We start from the raw sequence: 15495 nt of genomic DNA on the forward strand, positions 1-15495 counted from the left end.
GCCCGCAGGCGGCGCCGCGCACCGCGGTCGCGCTCCCGACCGCGCCGCAGCCAGGCGTGCCGGCGACGCGCGCCTGCCGTCCGGCCGCCTTCCCGGTCGCGTTGACCGGCTCCGCGCCCACGATCGCGTCGGTGGGCCCGGTCCCGGGTCGCCCGGTGGAGTTCCCGTCCACCATCCAGGAGCAGGACTCGACGGGCGCGGGGCTGTTCTGGTGGATCCTGGGCGCCGGCGCCGCCGCCGGCGGCGCGACGACGATCGGCGGCGGGTCGAGCGGCCCTCCGGGCGGCGCCGCGGGCGTGCCGGTCGGCCCGGTGGCCGTCGTCCCGCCGGTCGTGCCGCAGACGCCGGGCGCGACGCCGGGCGACGAGCAGCCCCCGACGTCGGGGACGCCGAACACCCCCGAGCCCCCGTCGCAGCAGCCGCCCCCAGACATCCCGCCCCCGCCCCTCGTCGGCTCGGTCCCCCCCGATTTCCCGCCCGGGACCGTCCCCCCCGGCACGACCCCCCCGGGGAGCCCCCCCGGCGACACGCCCCCGGGCATCCCGCCCGGTGGCGATCCGCCCGGCGGCAATCCTCCGGGCGGTAACCCGCCGGGCGGCGACCCGCCCCCGGGCGACACGCCGCCGCCGGGCATCACGCAGGTGGTCCCGGAGCCCGGGACGCTGAGCCTCGTGCTCGGCGGCGGGGTGGTGCTGCTGGCCGGGCTGCGCGCACGTCGGCGCCGCTAGGGCTAGGCCGCCAGGCGGGGAGAACGTCGCGAGGGGCGCCCGGATCACCGGGCGCCCCTCGCGTGTCTCGGGCGGGTGCGATGCGCGAAGGGGCGGCGCCGAAGCGCCGCCCCTCCCGACCACTCACCAGCGGTAGTGTGCGAAGGCCTTGTTCGCCTCGGCCATGCGGTGCGTGTCCTCCTTCTTCTTGACCGCGTTGCCCTCGCCGCGCGACGCCGCGATCACCTCGGCGGCCAGCTTCTCGGGCATCGACTTCTCGTTGCGGTCGCGCGAGTAGGAGATCAGCCAGCGCATCGCGAGCGCGTTGCGGCGCTCCGGGCGCACCTCGACGGGCACCTGGTAGGTCGCGCCGCCGACGCGGCGGCTCTTGACCTCGACCACCGGCTTGAGGTTGGCCAGCGCCTGCTTGAACACGTTCACGCCCGGCTGGGCGGTGCGCGCCTCGACGAGGTCCATCGCGCCGTAGAAGATGCGCTCGGCGGTGGACTTCTTCCCCTGGTACATCAGGGAGTTGATGAACTTCGAGACGGTCTGGCTGTCGTAGCGCGCGTCCGGCAGGACCGGGCGCTTCACGGCGCTCTTGCGGCGGCTCACTTCTTCTTCCCTCCCTTGCCGGCCGCGGCCGCCTGGCCGGGCTTGGGCTTCTTGGTGCCGTACTTGGAACGGCTGCGGTTGCGGCCGTTGACGCCTGAGGCGTCGAGGGAACCGCGGACGATGTGGTAGCGCACGCCCGGGAGGTCCTTCACTCGGCCGCCGCGCACGAGCACGATCGAGTGCTCCTGCAGGTTGTGCCCCTCGCCCGGGATGTAGGCGATGACCTCGAACCCGTTGGTCAGGCGGACCTTGGCGACCTTGCGGAGCGCGGAGTTCGGCTTCTTGGGCGTCGTGGTGTAGACGCGCGTGCAGACGCCCCGCTTGAACGGGTTGCTCTTGAGCGCGGGCGACTTCGACTTCTCGAGCACGCCCTGACGGGCGCGCCGGACCAGCTGGTTGATTGTCGGCATGGAGATGGATCGACAACGGACTCTGGCGCCTCCAGACCTGAGGCGCCTCAGACCGCTGAAGTTAGCCCACCCGGTAGGGGTGGTCAACCGCCGGGACGGGGCAAAACGAAGCGGGGCCGCGCCTTGCGGCGCGGCCCCGTCCGTCGTGCGGCGTGCCGTGGCTCAGGCGGTCGCGCGGCGACGGCGGGCGAAGCCCGCGAGGCCGAGCAGGCCGGTGCCCATCAGCGCGTAGGTCGACGGCTCCGGCACCACGTTCGCGCGGAGCTGGCCGTTCACGTAGTTCGCCTGGCCGATCTGGACCGCCAGGTCCGTCAGGCGGGCGTCGACGCCGGCCGACTGCGGGAGCAGCGACGTCCACTCGTTGCTACCGAAATCGACGAAGACGCTCGACGTGTTGTTGCCGTTCACGACGCCGACCTGGCCCGTCAGGAAGCTGGTGAAGGCGCCGGTGGCCGCCGTCGGCGACGTGACCGTGACGGCGAGGATGAACCCGAGCCCGTTGTACGAGTACTCGCCCGAGCCGAGCGTGAACCGGCCGAGGTTCACATCCGCGGTGTTGAACGAGGCGACGCCGCCGATCGCGGCCTCGTTGAACGTCGACCCGGCGAAGATCAGGTTGCCGTTCGACGCCGCGGCCATCGGCTGGCAGAAGTTCGGGTCGCCGATGACGTAGAAGCAGCCGTCGGTGCGCCCCGTGAAGTTGAACTGGGCGCTCGCCACCGACGCCGACATCATCACCGCGCCCACCGCCATCACGACCTTGTTCATGACGTTTCGCATCTGTGCTTCGTCTCCCCCGATTTGTGGTTTCCCCCAACGCGACAACGGTCCTTCAGGCTCATCTGCAGGTGCAAGTCGCGTGACCAGTCCGCCGACCGGGGTGTGCCACGACCTGCCCAACTGCTGATCCTGCAACGGGTTGCACCTTTCCGTCCGATGCGGATCTGGCTCGTTCGCGACGCGTCGCAGTGGCCGTTTTGCCGCACCACCGCCGCACGTGCTGTCGTTCGCTCGCCACAACCCGACGCCTACCGGCCGGTCCCCTGGCACTTCCCGCCGCGCTGGCACATCAGCAAGCTCCGGGCCCATCCATTGGGGGTCCCGAACGCACGACGGGCCGGGGAGCGTGGCGCTCCCCGGCCCGTCGTGCGTTCGGTGCGACCGACGATCAGTCGTTGTCGCCGGCGAAGCTCGGGAGGCCGAGCGACTCCAGGACCCCGGTCGGCTCCGCGACCCCGAGGTCGGCCGGGAGCTCGGGCAGCGACCCGCTCTCCACGTCGACGTCGTTGTAGCGGTACATGCCCGTGCCGGCCGGGATGAGGTGCCCGATGATGATGTTCTCCTTGAGGCCCAGGAGGTCGTCCTTGGCCCCACGGATGGCCGCGTCGGTGAGGACGCGCGTGGTCTCCTGGAACGAGGCCGCCGACACGAACGACTGCGTAGTCAGCGACGCCTTCGTGATGCCGAGCAGCAGCGGCTCCGACTCGGCGGGCTCCAGCCCCTCCGTCTTGGCCGCCTCGTTGACCTCGCGGAAGACGCCGCGGTCCACGTGCTCGGCCTCCAGGAACTCCGTCTGGCCGCTCTCGACGATGCGGACCTTCTGGAGCATCTGGCGGACGATCACGCCGATGTGCTTGTCGCTGATCTTCACGCCCTGCAGGCGGTAGACCTCCTGCACCTCGTTCAGGAGGTACTCCTGCACCGCGCGCGGGCCCTTGATCCGCAGGATGTCGTGCGGGTTGACCGGCCCCTCGGAGAGGCGGTCGCCGGCGCGCACGCGGTCGCCCTCGTGCACGCGCAGGTGCTTGCCCGACGGCACCTCGTACAGGTGCGGCTCCGCCCCCTCGACCGTCGCCCCGTTGGACTCGACCGGGTGGACGTAGATCTCGCGCTTGCCGCGCTTGATGTCGCCGAAGCGCACGACGCCGTCGATCTCGGAGATCGTCGCCGGGTCCTTCGGCTTGCGGGCCTCGAAGAGCTCGGCCACGCGCGGCAGGCCGCCCGTGATGTCGCGCGTCTTGTAGGCCTCGCGGCTGATCTTGGCCATGACCGTGCCGGCCGCGATCTGGTCCCCGTCGTCGACGGTGAGCACGGCGCCCACCGGGATGACGAAGTCGCGCACGCGCTTCTCCTTCCCGCCCACGTCCTGCCAGATCTCGATGTGCGGGTGGAGCTTCTTCTCGCGGTCCTCGATGACCGCGCGCTGGCGCAGGCCGGTGAGCTCGTCGAGCTCCTCCGACACCGTCTCGTCCTCGACCAGGTCGACGAAGCGGATCGTGCCCGCGACGTCGGCGATGATCGGGTTCGAGTACGGGTCCCAGCTGAAGATCACCTGGTCGCGCGTGACGGTCTGCTTGTCCTCGACCATCAGGATCGCGCCGAGCGGCACCTGGAGGCGCGCGCCCACCGAGGCGTTCGGGTCGTTGGACGTCCGGATGAGGATCTCCCCCTCGTACGACGTCACGATCCGCTGCCCCTCGGGGTTCTTCACGAACACCAGGCGGTCGCCGAACTCGATCGTGCCCGCGACCTTGCTCTTGCGCGCCGTCTGCTCGGCGATGCGCGAGGCCGTGCCGCCGATGTGGAAGGTGCGCAGCGTGAGCTGCGTGCCCGGCTCGCCGATCGACTGCGCGGCGATGATGCCGACCGCCTCGCCCAGGTCGACCATGGCCATGGTCGCCAGGTTGCGGCCGTAGCACATCCGGCACAGCCCGCGCTTCGCCTCGCACGTGAGCACCGAGCGGATGCGGACCGTCTCGATCCCCGCCTCCTCGATCTCGCGCGCCATGTCCTCGTCGATCAGCTGCCCCGCCTCGGCCAGCAGGCGCGGACGGCCGCTCGCGTCGGTCATCTGCGGGTCGTAGACCTCCTCGGCGGCGACGCTGCCGACGATGCGCTCGCTCAGCGCCTCGATGACGTCCTCGCCCTCCTTCAGCGCGGCGACCTCGAGGAACATGATCGTGCCGCAGTCCTCCTCGGTGATCGTCACGTCCTGCGCGACGTCCACGAGGCGGCGCGTGAGGTACCCGGCGTCGGCTGTCTTGAGCGCCGTGTCGGCCAGCCCCTTCCGCGCGCCGTGCGTCGACGTGAAGTACTCGAGCGTCGAGAGCCCCTCGCGGAAGTTCGACTTGATGGGCGCCTCGATGATCTCGCCGATGCCGCCCGTCAGCTTCTTCTGGGGCTTGGCCATGAGGCCGCGCATCCCGGCGAGCTGGCGGATCTGGTCGCGGCTACCGCGGGCGCCCGAGTCGAACATCATGAACACCGGGTTGAAGCCGCCCTTGTCCGACCGGAGCGACTTCACCATGGCGTCCGCGATGTCCGTGTTCGCGTGCGTCCACGTGTCGATGACCTTGTTGTAGCGCTCGCCGTTCGTGATGTTGCCGGTCGAGTAGGCCCGCTGGAAGCGCTCGACGCGCTCCTCGGCCTCCTTGAGCAGCACCGCCTTCTCCCCGGGGATGTGCAGGTCCTCGATGCCGATCGAGATCCCGCCGCGGGTGGAGTTGGCGAAGCCGAACGCCTTGAGGCGGTCGAGGAACTGGACGGTCTCGGCGAGCCCGGCGCGGCGGTAGCTCTCGAACACGAGCTCCCCCAGCGCCTTCTTCTTCATGTCGCGGTTCTGGAACGGCAGCGCCGTCGGGATGATCGCGTTGAACAGCACGCGCCCCGCCGTCGTCGGCTCCCACCGCTTCCCCGCCTCGTCGTCCACCATGAAGCGGATGACGGTGGCGTACTTGAGGCGGCCGAGGGCCATCGCCATCTCGACCTCGCCGACCGTGCCGAACGCCTTGAGGGCGCGCGCCTTCGCCGGGTCCTTGAGGTAGGACTCGAAGTCGGCCGGCGCCTTGGTGGCGAAGTAGCACCCGAGCACGATGTCCTGCGACGGCTCGGCCACCGGACGCCCGTCCGACGGCTTGAGCACGTTGTTCGAGGACAGCATGAGGACGCGCGCCTCGGTCTGCGCCTCGAACGACAGCGGGACGTGCACGGCCATCTGGTCGCCGTCGAAGTCGGCGTTGAACGCCGCGCAGACGAGCGGGTGGATGCGGATGGCCTTGCCCTCGACCAGCACCGGCTCGAACGCCTGGATGCCCAGGCGGTGGAGCGTCGGCGCGCGGTTGAGCAGCACCGGGTGGTCGCGGATGATCTCCTCGAGGATCTCGTAGACCTCGGGGCTCTCGCGCTCGACGATCTTCTTCGCGCGCTTGACGGTCTCCGCGATCCCCTTGTCGACCAGCTTGTGGATGATGAAGGGCTTGAACAGCTCCAGCGCCATCGCCTTGGGGAGGCCGCACTGGTGCAGGCGGAGCTCCGGGCCGACGACGATGACCGACCGGCCCGAGTAGTCCACGCGCTTGCCGAGCAGGTTCTGGCGGAACCGGCCCTGCTTCCCCTTCAGCATGTCGGACAGCGACTTGAGCGGGCGCTTGCCGCGGCCGCGGATCGCCTTCGAGCGGCGCCCGTTGTCGAACAGGGCGTCGACCGCCTCCTGCAGCATGCGCTTCTCGTTGCGGAGGATGACCTCCGGCGCACGGTGCATGATGAGCTTCATCAGCCGGTTGTTGCGGTTGATGACGCGGCGGTACAGGTCGTTCAGGTCGGACGTGGCGAAGCGCCCGCCGTCGAGCGGCACGAGCGGCCGCAGGTCGGGCGGGATGACCGGGATCACGTCCAGGATCATCCACTCGGGGCGGTTGCGGATCTCCCCGCCCTGCCCCGAGTTCCGGAACGCGTCGACGATCTTGAGGCGCTTGAGCTGCTGCTTCTTGCGGTGCTGGCTGTTCTCGGTCAGCACGGCCGCGCGCAGGTCCTCGGCGAGCTTGTCGACGTCGAGGCGCTTGAGGAGCTCGCGCACCGCGGGCGCGCCGATGTCGGCGTTGAACGCGGCGTCGTTCTCCTCGCGCGCCTTCTGGCGCAGCGCGAGGTACTCGTCCTCGTCGAGCAGCTGGTTGACCCGGACCTCCTGGTTGCCCGGCTCGACGACGACGTAGTTCGAGTAGTAGATGACCTTCTCGAGATCACGCAGCGTGAGGTCGAGCAGGTTGCCCATCGGGCTGGGCAGGGTCTTGAAGAACCAGATGTGCGCGACCGGCACCGCCAGCTCGATGTGGCCCATGCGCTCGCGCCGGACCTTCGAGAGGGTGACCTCCACGCCGCAGCGGTCGCAGATCACGCCGCGGTAGCGGATGCGCTTGTACTTGCCGCAGTGGCACTCCCAGTCCTTGACCGGGCCGAAGATGCGCTCGCAGAAGAGCCCGTCCTTCTCCGGCTTGAACGAGCGGTAGTTGATCGTCTCCGGCTTGAGGACCTCGCCCCACGACCACCAGGTGCGCAGGCCGGCCATCTCCAGCCGCTCGCGCTCCTTGGGGTCCTTGGGGCCGCGGATCTCCTCCGGGGAGGCGATGCGGACCGAGATGTAGTCGAACGCCGAGGCGCGCGTCTCGCGCGTCGAGCGGAAGTCGATCATGGATTACTCCTCGTCGTCGTTGCCACCGCGGCCGCCGCGCCCGTTGGCGCCGCCGTCGGTGTCACGAAGGTCCCCCAGCCGGTCGGCCAGGAGGTCGGCGCGCAGCCCCGGCATGCCCGGGAGGCCGCCCTCCACCGCCGTCGCGGGCCCGGCGTGGCCGGACCCCGGGTCGGGGAGGATGCCGCTGATCGCCGCGTTCGGGTCGCCCAGCCCGCCGTAGCCGTGGTCGTGGGTCGAGCCGAGCGTGACCTTGATGCCCAGCGCCTGCAGCTCCTTCACGAGCACGTTGAACGACTCGGGGATGCCCGGCTCCGGGAGGTTCTGCCCCTTCACGATCGCCTCGTAGACGCGGCTGCGGCCGTTCACGTCGTCCGACTTGACCGTCAGGATCTCCTGCAGGACGTGCGCGGCGCCGTACGCCTCCAGCGCCCACACCTCCATCTCCCCGAAGCGCTGGCCGCCGAACTGCGCCTTGCCGGCGAGCGGCTGCTGCGTCACGAGCGAGTACGGCCCGATGGACCGGGCGTGGATCTTGTCGTCGACCAGGTGCGAGAGCTTGAGCATGTAAATCTCGCCCACCGTCACCGGGTTGGCGAACGGCTCGCCCGAGCGCCCGTCGCGCACGCGGATCTTGCCCGAGGTGGTGATCCCGGCGAGGCGCGCCAGCTCCACGGCGGCCGCGTCGAGGTCCCCCTCGTTCTTCTTGCCGCCCACGAGCGCGGCCAGCGCCGGCAGCTCCTGGCGCAGCAGGTGGTCGGCCGCGGGCCGCGCGCGCAGCGCCTCCAGCTCGGCCGCGATCCCCTCGCGGTCGGCGATGTGGCCGGCCGCGTCGGCGCGGTGGAACGCCACCTGGTGCTCGAGCTCCGCCGTCTCGCGCGCCACGAGCTCCTTGGCGGCGGCGACGAGGAAGTCGCGCACGCGCTGCCCGAGCGCGCGCGTCCCCTCCGACATCTGCTTGTTCTGCAGGTCGGCCAGCGACGCGTCGGCGAGCAGGAACACCGCGTCCCGCTCCTCGAGCGACGGGCGCAGGTCGGCGACCAGCTGCGCGACGTCGGCCTCGCCCACCTCGGGCGCGCCGGTCGGCAGGTTGAGCGCCTTCGCCACGGTCACGAGCCCGGCCAGCTTGAGCAGCAGGCCGATCTCGCGCTCGTTGGCGCCCTGGAAGACCGGCGTCTTGGCGTAGAAGCCGAGGATGCGCGCGGCCCACCCCAAGTGGGTCTCGAGGATCTGCCCCACGTTCATGCGCGACGGCACGCCCAGGGGGTTGAGCACGATGTCGACCGGGCGCCCGTCGGGGAGGAACGGCATGTCCTCCTCGGGGACGATGCGCGCCACGATGCCCTTGTTGCCGTGGCGGCCGGCCATCTTGTCGCCGACCGAGATCTTGCGCTTCTCGGCCAGGTAGACCTTCACCAGCTGGATGACGCCCGGCGGCAGCTCGTCGGGCTGCAGGATGCGGTCGATGCGCTCCTCGGCCCGCTCCTCGAGGCGCGCCTTCTCCTCGTTGGCGGCCTCGATGATCGAGCGCACGCGGTCGTTGGCCTGCTTGCTCTCGACGCGGAACGTCTTGAGGTCGAGCGAGGCGAACTTCACGCCGCGCAGCACGTCGCGCGTCAGCGTCGTGCCGGCCGGGATGGCCTCCTCGACCGTCCCCGCCTTCAGCGCCAGCGCCACGACCTCGCCGTCGAGCAGGTCGCGCATCTCCTCGTCGCGCACCTCGTTGACGCGCAGCTTCTCCTCGCCCTCGAGGCGCCGCACCTCGCCGATCCGCTCGCCGCGGTCCTTCTCGACGACCTGGTCCTCGATGCGCGAGAAGATCTTCACGTCGATGACCACGCCCTCCATCCCCGGCGGGACCTTGAGCGAGGAGTCCTTCACGTCCTTCGCCTTCTCGCCGAAGATGGCGGTGAGCAGCTTCTCCTCGGGGGAGAGCTCGGTCTCGCCCTTCGGCGTGATCTTGCCGACCAGGATGTCGCCCGGCTTGACGTGCGCGCCGATGCGCACGATGCCGCGCTCGTCGAGGTCCACGAGCGCGTCCTCGGACACGTTCGGGATCTCGCGCGTGATCTCCTCCTGGCCGCGCTTGGTGTCGCGCACGTGGAGCTCCAGCTCCTGGATGTGGATCGACGAGTACACGTCGTCCTTGACCAGGCGCTCGCTGAGGACGATGGCGTCCTCGAAGTTGTGCCCGTACCAGGTCATGAACGCCACGGTGACGTTCGAGCCGAGGGCCAGCTGCCCCTGCTCCGTCGCCGCGCCGTCGGCGAGCACGTCGCCCTGCTTGACGCGCTGCCCCAGCCGCACCAGCGGGCGCTGGTTGATGGCCGTGTCCTGGTTGGTGCGCCAGTACTTCTTGACGCGGTAGCGGTCGAGCTGCGTGAGGCGCTGCAGCGGGCGGTTCTGCGCCCGGCGGTCCTCGGTGCCCAGCCGCTCGGCGGGGCCGGCGTCGACGATGATCTCGTCGGCCGTCACGTGCGTGACGACGCCGGCGCGCTTGGCGATGATGACCGCGCCCGAGTCGCGCGCCACGACGCTCTCCAGCCCCGTGCCGACGAGCGGCGTCCGCGGGTTGAGGAGCGGCACGGCCTGACGCTGCATGTTCGAGCCCATGAGGGCGCGGTTGGCGTCGTCGTGCTCGAGGAACGGGATGAGCGCCGCGGCGATCGAGACCATCTGCTCGGGCGCCACGTCCATGTAGTCGATGCGGTCCGTCGGCACGAGCGGCACGTCGCCGCCGTCGCGGCACAGCACCAGCTCGTCGATGAACGTGCCGTCCGGGTTGAGCTTCGCGTTGGCCTGCGCGATGATCGCGCCCTCCTCGCGGTTCGCGTCGAGCCACTCGATGTCGCCGGTGACGCGGCCGTCGCGGACCTTGAGGTACGGCGTCTCGATGAACCCGAGGTCGTTGACGCGCGCGTAGCATGCCAGCGACGTGATGAGGCCGATGTTCGGGCCTTCCGGGGTCTCGATGGGGCACATGCGCGCGTACTGCGAGTAGTGCACGTCGCGCACCTCGAAGCCCGCGCGCTCGCGCGTCAGACCGCCCGGCCCGAGCGCCGAGAGGCGACGCTTGTGCGTCAGCTCGGCGAGGGGGTTGGTCTGGTCCATGAACTGGGACAGCTGCGAGCTGCCGAAGAACGCCTGGATGACGGCGCTCACGGTGCGCGCGTTCACCAGGTCGTCGAGCGAGATCTTCTCGGGGTCGGTGTTGATCGACATCCGCTCCTTGACCAGGCGCGCCATGCGCGACAGGCCGACGGAGAACTGGTTGGCGATCAGCTCGCCCACCGAACGGATGCGGCGGTTGCCCAGGTGGTCGATGTCGTCCGTGTGCCCGCGCCCCTCGTGCAGCTCGACGAGGTAGCGCACGATGGCCACGAAGTCCTCCTTCGTGAGCACCGTGGTGCCGGCGGACGTGTTGAGGTCGAGGCGCTGGTTGATCTTGTAGCGCCCCACGCGGCCCAGGTCGTAGCGCTTCGGCGAGAAGAACAGGCGCTCGAGCGCCTGCTTCGCCGTCTCCTTGTTCGGGGCGTCGCCCGGCCGGAGGAGCGCGTAGATCTGCTTGAGGGCCTCGTCCTCGTGCTTGGTCGGGTCCTTGGCGAGCGTGTTCTTGATCAGCAGCGACTCGGCGCGGCCCGAGGCCACGAACACGAGCACGCGGTTGATCTCCGCCTTGCGGATCTTCTTGATCAGCGGGTCGGTCAGCTGCTGCCCGGCCTCGGCGATCACCTCGCCGTCCTCGGACACGACGTCGTGCGAGAGCGTGCGGCGCTCGGGGCGCTCGCCGCGCTCGATCGCATCGAGCTCGTCGCGGAGGTCGACGGTGGTGTAGCTGGCGAAGACCTTGACGCTCTCGACGCCCTGGCGGCGGAGGCGGTTGTAGACCTCCTCCGTCATCTCGTCGCCTTCCTTCACCAAGAGCTCGCTCTCGCGGCGCTCCTGCTCGGCGCGGGCCTTCTTGGTCTTGGCCTTGGGCGCGTCCGGGTCGGTGGCCTCCCCGGCGAGCGTGATGTCCTGGGCGATGATCGCCCCGAGGACCTCGCGCTGGTCGGTGCGGCTCTCGCGCGTCTTGGTGAGGTCGAGCTCGCGCTCGGCGAAGAAGAGCCGCAGGATGTCGCGGTTCTCCCCGTAGCCGAAGGCGCGCAGGAGCGCCGTCGCGGGGAACTTCTTCTTCTTGTCGATGTGGACGTAGATGACGTCGTGGATGTCGACGGTGAACTCGACCCACGAGCCCCGGAACGGGATGATGCGCGCCGAGATGAGGCGCTGCCCGTTGGGGTGCGTCGACTCCTCGAACACCACGCCCGGCGAGCGGTGGAGCTGCGAGACGATCACGCGCTCGGCGCCGTTGATCACGAACGTCCCCAGGTTCGTGATGAGCGGGAGCTCGCCGAGGTAGACCTCCTTCTCGATGATGTTGCGCGGCCGCTTCTCGCCGTTGACCTCCTCGAAGATGACCAGCTGCAGGGTCGCCTTGAGGGGGGCGGAGAAGGTCATGTCGCGCTCGATGCACTCCTCGACGGAGTACTTGGGCTCACCGAGCGTGTAGCGGACGAACTCCAGCGAGAAGTTCTCGTGGACGTCCGTGATGGGGAACAGGTCCTTGAAGACCCGCTCGAGGCCGACGTCCTCGCGCTCGTGCGCGGCGGCGTCGGTCTGGAGGAGCGCCTCGAACGCGCGCGTCTGGATGTCGAGCAGGTGGGGCATGCCCATGCCCGCGTCGAGCTTCCCGAACGAGATTTCCTTTATCGTCTCAGCCATGACTCACCCGCAGAGGGGGATCACCCGCGAACAGGCGAAAACAGCCCCGCCCCCGGCTCCCGCGCAAAGCTGCGGCGGGGCGGGGCGGAGCGATGGAGCTGCTCAGTTGTGTTGTGTCCGTACTGTACTCACAGGCGCGCCGAGGTGGAAGTGAGGGCCGGGGCGAGGCGGGGGGCGGCCGCAGCCGCGCCCCGCCCGCCCGGGCGCCTTACTTCACCTCGACCGCGGCGCCTTCGGCCTCGAGCTTGGTCTTGATCGTCGCGGCCTCGTCCTTCGAGACCTGCGCCTTGACCGTGCTCGGCGCGCCGTCCACCAGGTCCTTCGCCTCCTTGAGGCCCAGGCCGGTGATCTCGCGCACGACCTTGATGACCTGGATCTTCTTCGCGCCCGCCTCCTTGAGGAGGACGTCGAACTCGGTCTTCTCCTCGACCGCCGCCGCCGGGGCGGCCGCGCCGCCGGCCGGGGCGCCGCCGCCCACCGGGGCGGCCGCGATCGTGACGTTGAACTTCGTCTTGAAGGCCTCGATCAGCTCGGCCAGCTCGAAGACCGTCTTGTTGCCGATCGCGTCCAGGATCTCGTCGTTGCTCATGGTAGCCATTGTACTCGTCTTCTCCGGAGGAAACCCAGGCGGGAGCACCGCGTGCACCGCTGGGGCAGGTTGAACAGGCTAACCGCCTGGATTTACTGCGCGCCTTCCTTCTGGACCCGCAGGGCCTCGAGGGCGCCGACCATCATCGTGAGCATGCCGTTCATGACGCCCGCCATCTGCGCGAGCGGCGCCATGAGGCCGGCGCCCAGCTCGGCGAGCATCTGCTCGCGCGAGGGCATGTTCGCCAGCGCCTTCACCTGCTCCGCGTCGATCGCCCGACCGTCGAACATGCCGCCCTTGACGGCCGGCTTCTGGTCGTTCGCCTTCGCGAAGTCGGTCAGCACCTTCGCGCCCGCGAGCGCGTCGGCCGCGACCACGATCCCCGTCGGCCCCTTCAGGCTCCCGGCGACCAGGCCGCTCTCGTTCACCGCGCGCAGCGCGAGCGTGTTCTTGATGACCACGTACTCGACGCCGGCCCGGCGGAGCTGACGGCGCAGCTCCGTCATCCGCTTCACGTTCATCCCCGTGAAGTCGGTGTAGTAGAGCGCCTGGGCGCCCTTGATCTTCGAGCTCAGCTCGGTGACGAGCTGCTCCTTCTCGTTTCGCTTCATCTCGGCGACCCCTTACCGGTAGGGCGTGGTGTCGACGGTGACCCCGGGCCCCATGGAGCACGAGATCGCGACGTTCCGCACGTACACGCCCTTCGAGGCCGCGGGCTTCGAGCGGACGATCTGGTCCATCAGCGCCGTGAAGTTCGTCTCCAGCGCCTCGGCCGGGAACGAGACCTTGCCGATCGGGGCGTGCACGTTGCCGCCCTTGTCGACGCGGAACTCGATCTTGCCCGCCTTGACCTCGCGCACCGCCTTGCCGACGTCGAACGTCACCGTGCCGGCCTTCGGGTTCGGCATCAGGCCGCGGGGGCCGAGCACGCGCCCGAGCTGGCCGACCTGCCCCATGAGGTCCGGGGTGGCGACCATCACGTCGAAGTCGAGGAAGCCGTCCTTGATGCGCTGGACGTACTCGACGCCCACGAAGTCGGCGCCGGCCTGCTCGGCCTCCGCCACCTTCGGGCCCTGCGCGATCACCAGCACCCGCACGCTCTTGCCCGTGCCGGCCGGCAGCACCACGGTGCCGCGGACGACCTGGTCGGCGTGACGCGGGTCGACGCCGAGGCGGACCGCCACCTCGACCGTCTCGTCGAACTTCGCGAACGCGGCCGACTTCACGGCCTCGATCGCGGCGCGCGCCTGCTGCGCGCTCGTCTGGTCGAGCGTCTGCGCGGCCGCGCGATACTTCTTCCCGTGCGTGCGCATCAGTCGCTCACCGTCACGCCCATCGAGCGAGCGGCGCCGGCCACCATGGCCATCGCGCTGTCGATGGAGTCGCAGTTGAGGTCCGGCATCTTGATCTCGGCGATCTTGCGGACCTGCGCCTTCGTCACCGACCCGACCTTGGTCTTGTTCGGCGTCCCAGACCCGCTGGCCAGCCCGAGCTCCTTCTTGATGAGCTCCGCCGTCGGCGGGGTCTTGAGGATGAAGGTGAAGCTCTTGTCCGCGTAGATCGTGACTTCGACCGGCAGGATCGTGTCCTGGCCCTGCGTCCGAGCGTTGAACTCCTTGACGAAGGCCATGATGTTGATGCCCTGCGGACCGAGCGCCGTGCCGACCGGCGGGGCGGGGGTCGCCTTGCCGGCCGGGATCTGCAGCTTGACGAACCCGGTTACCTTCTTGGCCAATTCACACCTCCATGACGTGGGGGACGCGCCGTCGCGCGCCCGTCACTCCCGCTGTTGTTTCGCGTCGCAGCGGTCGGCGACGTCCAGCCGTGAGCCCCGCGGCGCTCAGTAGCCCTTGAGCTGCAGGTAGTCGAGCTCCACCGAGGTCGGGCGGCCGAAGAGCGACACGCTCACGCGCACCTTGCCCTTGTCGGCCAGCACCTCCTCCACCGTCCCGTTGAAGTCGGTGAAGGGGCCCTCGGTGATCTGCACCGCCTGCCCCACGAGGAAGGGGATCTCCTCGCGCGGCGCCTCCGCCGCCTCCTCCGCGATCCCGAGGAGGCGGTTCACCTCGTCGGGGCGCAGCGGCATCGGGAACTTCTCGTGGCCGACGAACTTGATCACGCCCTGGATGCCGTTGATCACGTGGATGGTGTCCTGGTTCATCACCATCTCCACGAGCACGTACCCCGGGTAGATCTTCCGCTCGACCGTCACCTTCTTGCCGTTCTTCAGCTCCACCACTTCCTGCGTCGGGACCAGGGCCTGGCGGATCGGGCGCTCCTCGGGGGCGCGGCCGTCGGCCTCGATCTTCCGCGCGATGAGCGAGCGGACCTTGTTCTCGTGCCCCGACGTCGTCTGGATCGCGTACCAGCGGTGCTCCACGGTCGGCTTTTCTCCGGTAGTTCGGATCAGCGCCCGAGGAGCAGCGCGGGGAGCTGCACCAGGATGAACTGCAGGGCGAGGTCGAGCAGCGCGATGATCGCGCCGAGCGCAAGGACGAAGACGATGATCTTGATCGTCGCGTCCTGCAGCTGCGCGCGGTCCGGCCACGTCACCCGCTTCATCTCCGCCGACACGTCGTGGTAGAACTGCACCACCTTGTTCGGGCCGGAGGGCTGCGGCGGGACGACGGGGGTCGCGGAGGTCACTTCGTCTCCTTGTGGAGCTGATGCTTGTCGCAGCGCGGGCAGTACTTCTTCCACTCGACGCGCTCCGGGTGGAGGCGCTTGTTCTTCGTGGTGAAGTAGTTCCGGCTCTTACACTCGGTGCACCCGAGGATGATCTTGTCGCGCGGCATGGCCTTCTCGTGGAAGCGCGGACAGCGTCGGGCGCCGAACGGCGGGAAGCCGCTCGACGCCCGGCGCGCGTCGCTGCGTTACTGGATGATCTTCGTGACGACGCCGGCGCCGACGGTGCGGCCGCCCTCGCGGATCGCGAAGCGCAGCCCC

13 protein-coding genes and 1 pseudogene are annotated in these 15495 nt (G+C 69.8%); 1 reads left to right on the top strand and 13 read right to left on the bottom strand.

Annotated elements, in window-relative coordinates:
* A partial coding sequence (locus PYV61_RS09340; RefSeq protein WP_275830670.1) for a PEP-CTERM sorting domain-containing protein occupies positions 1-728 on the top strand: 728 nt, incomplete at its 5' end.
* 123 nt (positions 729-851) lie between these two features.
* Here the strand turns inward: PYV61_RS09340 and rpsG are convergent.
* From rpsG to PYV61_RS09405, 13 genes and pseudogenes are all read right to left on the bottom strand, one after another.
* A complete protein-coding gene (gene rpsG / locus PYV61_RS09345; RefSeq protein WP_275830672.1) occupies positions 852-1322 on the bottom strand; it encodes a 30S ribosomal protein S7 in 471 nt (156 codons plus the stop codon).
* Positions 1319-1732 (bottom strand): 30S ribosomal protein S12, encoded by a 414-nt coding sequence (gene rpsL, locus PYV61_RS09350; protein ID WP_275830674.1) that lies wholly within the window; start codon positions 1730-1732, stop codon positions 1319-1321. Before rpsL ends, rpsG begins: the two co-directional genes overlap by 4 nt.
* A gap of 162 nt (positions 1733-1894) precedes the next feature.
* Positions 1895-2512 (bottom strand): PEP-CTERM sorting domain-containing protein, encoded by a 618-nt coding sequence (locus PYV61_RS09355; protein WP_275830676.1) that lies wholly within the window; start codon positions 2510-2512, stop codon positions 1895-1897.
* Positions 2513-2900: 388 nt separating this feature from the next.
* Positions 2901-7199, bottom strand: a complete 4299-nt coding sequence (rpoC, locus tag PYV61_RS09360; protein WP_275830678.1) for a DNA-directed RNA polymerase subunit beta' — start codon at positions 7197-7199, stop codon at positions 2901-2903.
* Positions 7200-7430: 231 nt separating this feature from the next.
* A pseudogene (gene rpoB / locus PYV61_RS09365) lies at positions 7431-11960 on the bottom strand (DNA-directed RNA polymerase subunit beta); the annotation flags it as partial.
* A gap of 208 nt (positions 11961-12168) precedes the next feature.
* Positions 12169-12558, bottom strand: a complete 390-nt coding sequence (rplL, locus tag PYV61_RS09370) for a 50S ribosomal protein L7/L12 (RefSeq protein WP_275830682.1) — start codon at positions 12556-12558, stop codon at positions 12169-12171.
* An 83-nt stretch (positions 12559-12641) separates the two neighbouring features.
* Positions 12642-13160, bottom strand: a complete 519-nt coding sequence (rplJ, locus tag PYV61_RS09375) for a 50S ribosomal protein L10 (RefSeq protein WP_275830683.1) — start codon at positions 13158-13160, stop codon at positions 12642-12644.
* A gap of 12 nt (positions 13161-13172) precedes the next feature.
* The gene (gene rplA / locus PYV61_RS09380) at positions 13173-13862 is read right to left on the bottom strand and encodes a 50S ribosomal protein L1 (RefSeq protein ID WP_275830685.1); all 690 of its coding nucleotides are present in this window, start codon (positions 13860-13862) and stop codon (positions 13173-13175) included.
* The gene (gene rplK / locus PYV61_RS09385) at positions 13862-14284 is read right to left on the bottom strand and encodes a 50S ribosomal protein L11 (RefSeq protein WP_275830687.1); all 423 of its coding nucleotides are present in this window, start codon (positions 14282-14284) and stop codon (positions 13862-13864) included. Before rplK ends, rplA begins: the two co-directional genes overlap by 1 nt.
* Positions 14285-14389: 105 nt before the next feature.
* Positions 14390-14929, bottom strand: a complete 540-nt coding sequence (gene nusG, locus PYV61_RS09390; RefSeq protein ID WP_275830689.1) for a transcription termination/antitermination protein NusG — start codon at positions 14927-14929, stop codon at positions 14390-14392.
* A gap of 26 nt (positions 14930-14955) precedes the next feature.
* Positions 14956-15195 (bottom strand): preprotein translocase subunit SecE, encoded by a 240-nt coding sequence (gene secE, locus PYV61_RS09395; RefSeq protein WP_275830691.1) that lies wholly within the window; start codon positions 15193-15195, stop codon positions 14956-14958.
* The gene (rpmG, locus tag PYV61_RS09400) at positions 15192-15344 is read right to left on the bottom strand and encodes a 50S ribosomal protein L33 (protein WP_275830693.1); all 153 of its coding nucleotides are present in this window, start codon (positions 15342-15344) and stop codon (positions 15192-15194) included. The genes secE and rpmG overlap by 4 nt, the downstream gene beginning before the upstream one ends.
* A 78-nt stretch (positions 15345-15422) precedes the next feature.
* A partial coding sequence (locus PYV61_RS09405; RefSeq protein ID WP_275830695.1) for a hypothetical protein occupies positions 15423-15495 on the bottom strand: 73 nt, incomplete at its 5' end.

The sequence above is a fragment of the Roseisolibacter sp. H3M3-2 genome (assembly GCF_029211165.1).
In the GTDB taxonomy this organism is placed as follows: domain Bacteria; phylum Gemmatimonadota; class Gemmatimonadetes; order Gemmatimonadales; family Gemmatimonadaceae; genus Roseisolibacter.

Excerpts from the sequence above, each read along its gene's own strand:
- PYV61_RS09355 (WP_275830676.1), bottom strand. The coding sequence starts at position 2,512 with ATGCGAAACGTCATGAACAAGGTCGTGATGGCGGTGGGCGCGGTGATG.
- rplJ (WP_275830683.1), bottom strand. The coding sequence starts at position 13,160 with ATGAAGCGAAACGAGAAGGAGCAGCTCGTCACCGAGCTGAGCTCGAAG.
- rplL (WP_275830682.1), bottom strand. The coding sequence starts at position 12,558 with ATGGCTACCATGAGCAACGACGAGATCCTGGACGCGATCGGCAACAAG.
- rplA (WP_275830685.1), bottom strand. The coding sequence starts at position 13,862 with ATGCGCACGCACGGGAAGAAGTATCGCGCGGCCGCGCAGACGCTCGAC.
- rpoC (WP_275830678.1), bottom strand. The coding sequence starts at position 7,199 with ATGATCGACTTCCGCTCGACGCGCGAGACGCGCGCCTCGGCGTTCGAC.
- rpmG (WP_275830693.1), bottom strand. The coding sequence starts at position 15,344 with ATGCCGCGCGACAAGATCATCCTCGGGTGCACCGAGTGTAAGAGCCGG.
- rpsL (WP_275830674.1), bottom strand. The coding sequence starts at position 1,732 with ATGCCGACAATCAACCAGCTGGTCCGGCGCGCCCGTCAGGGCGTGCTC.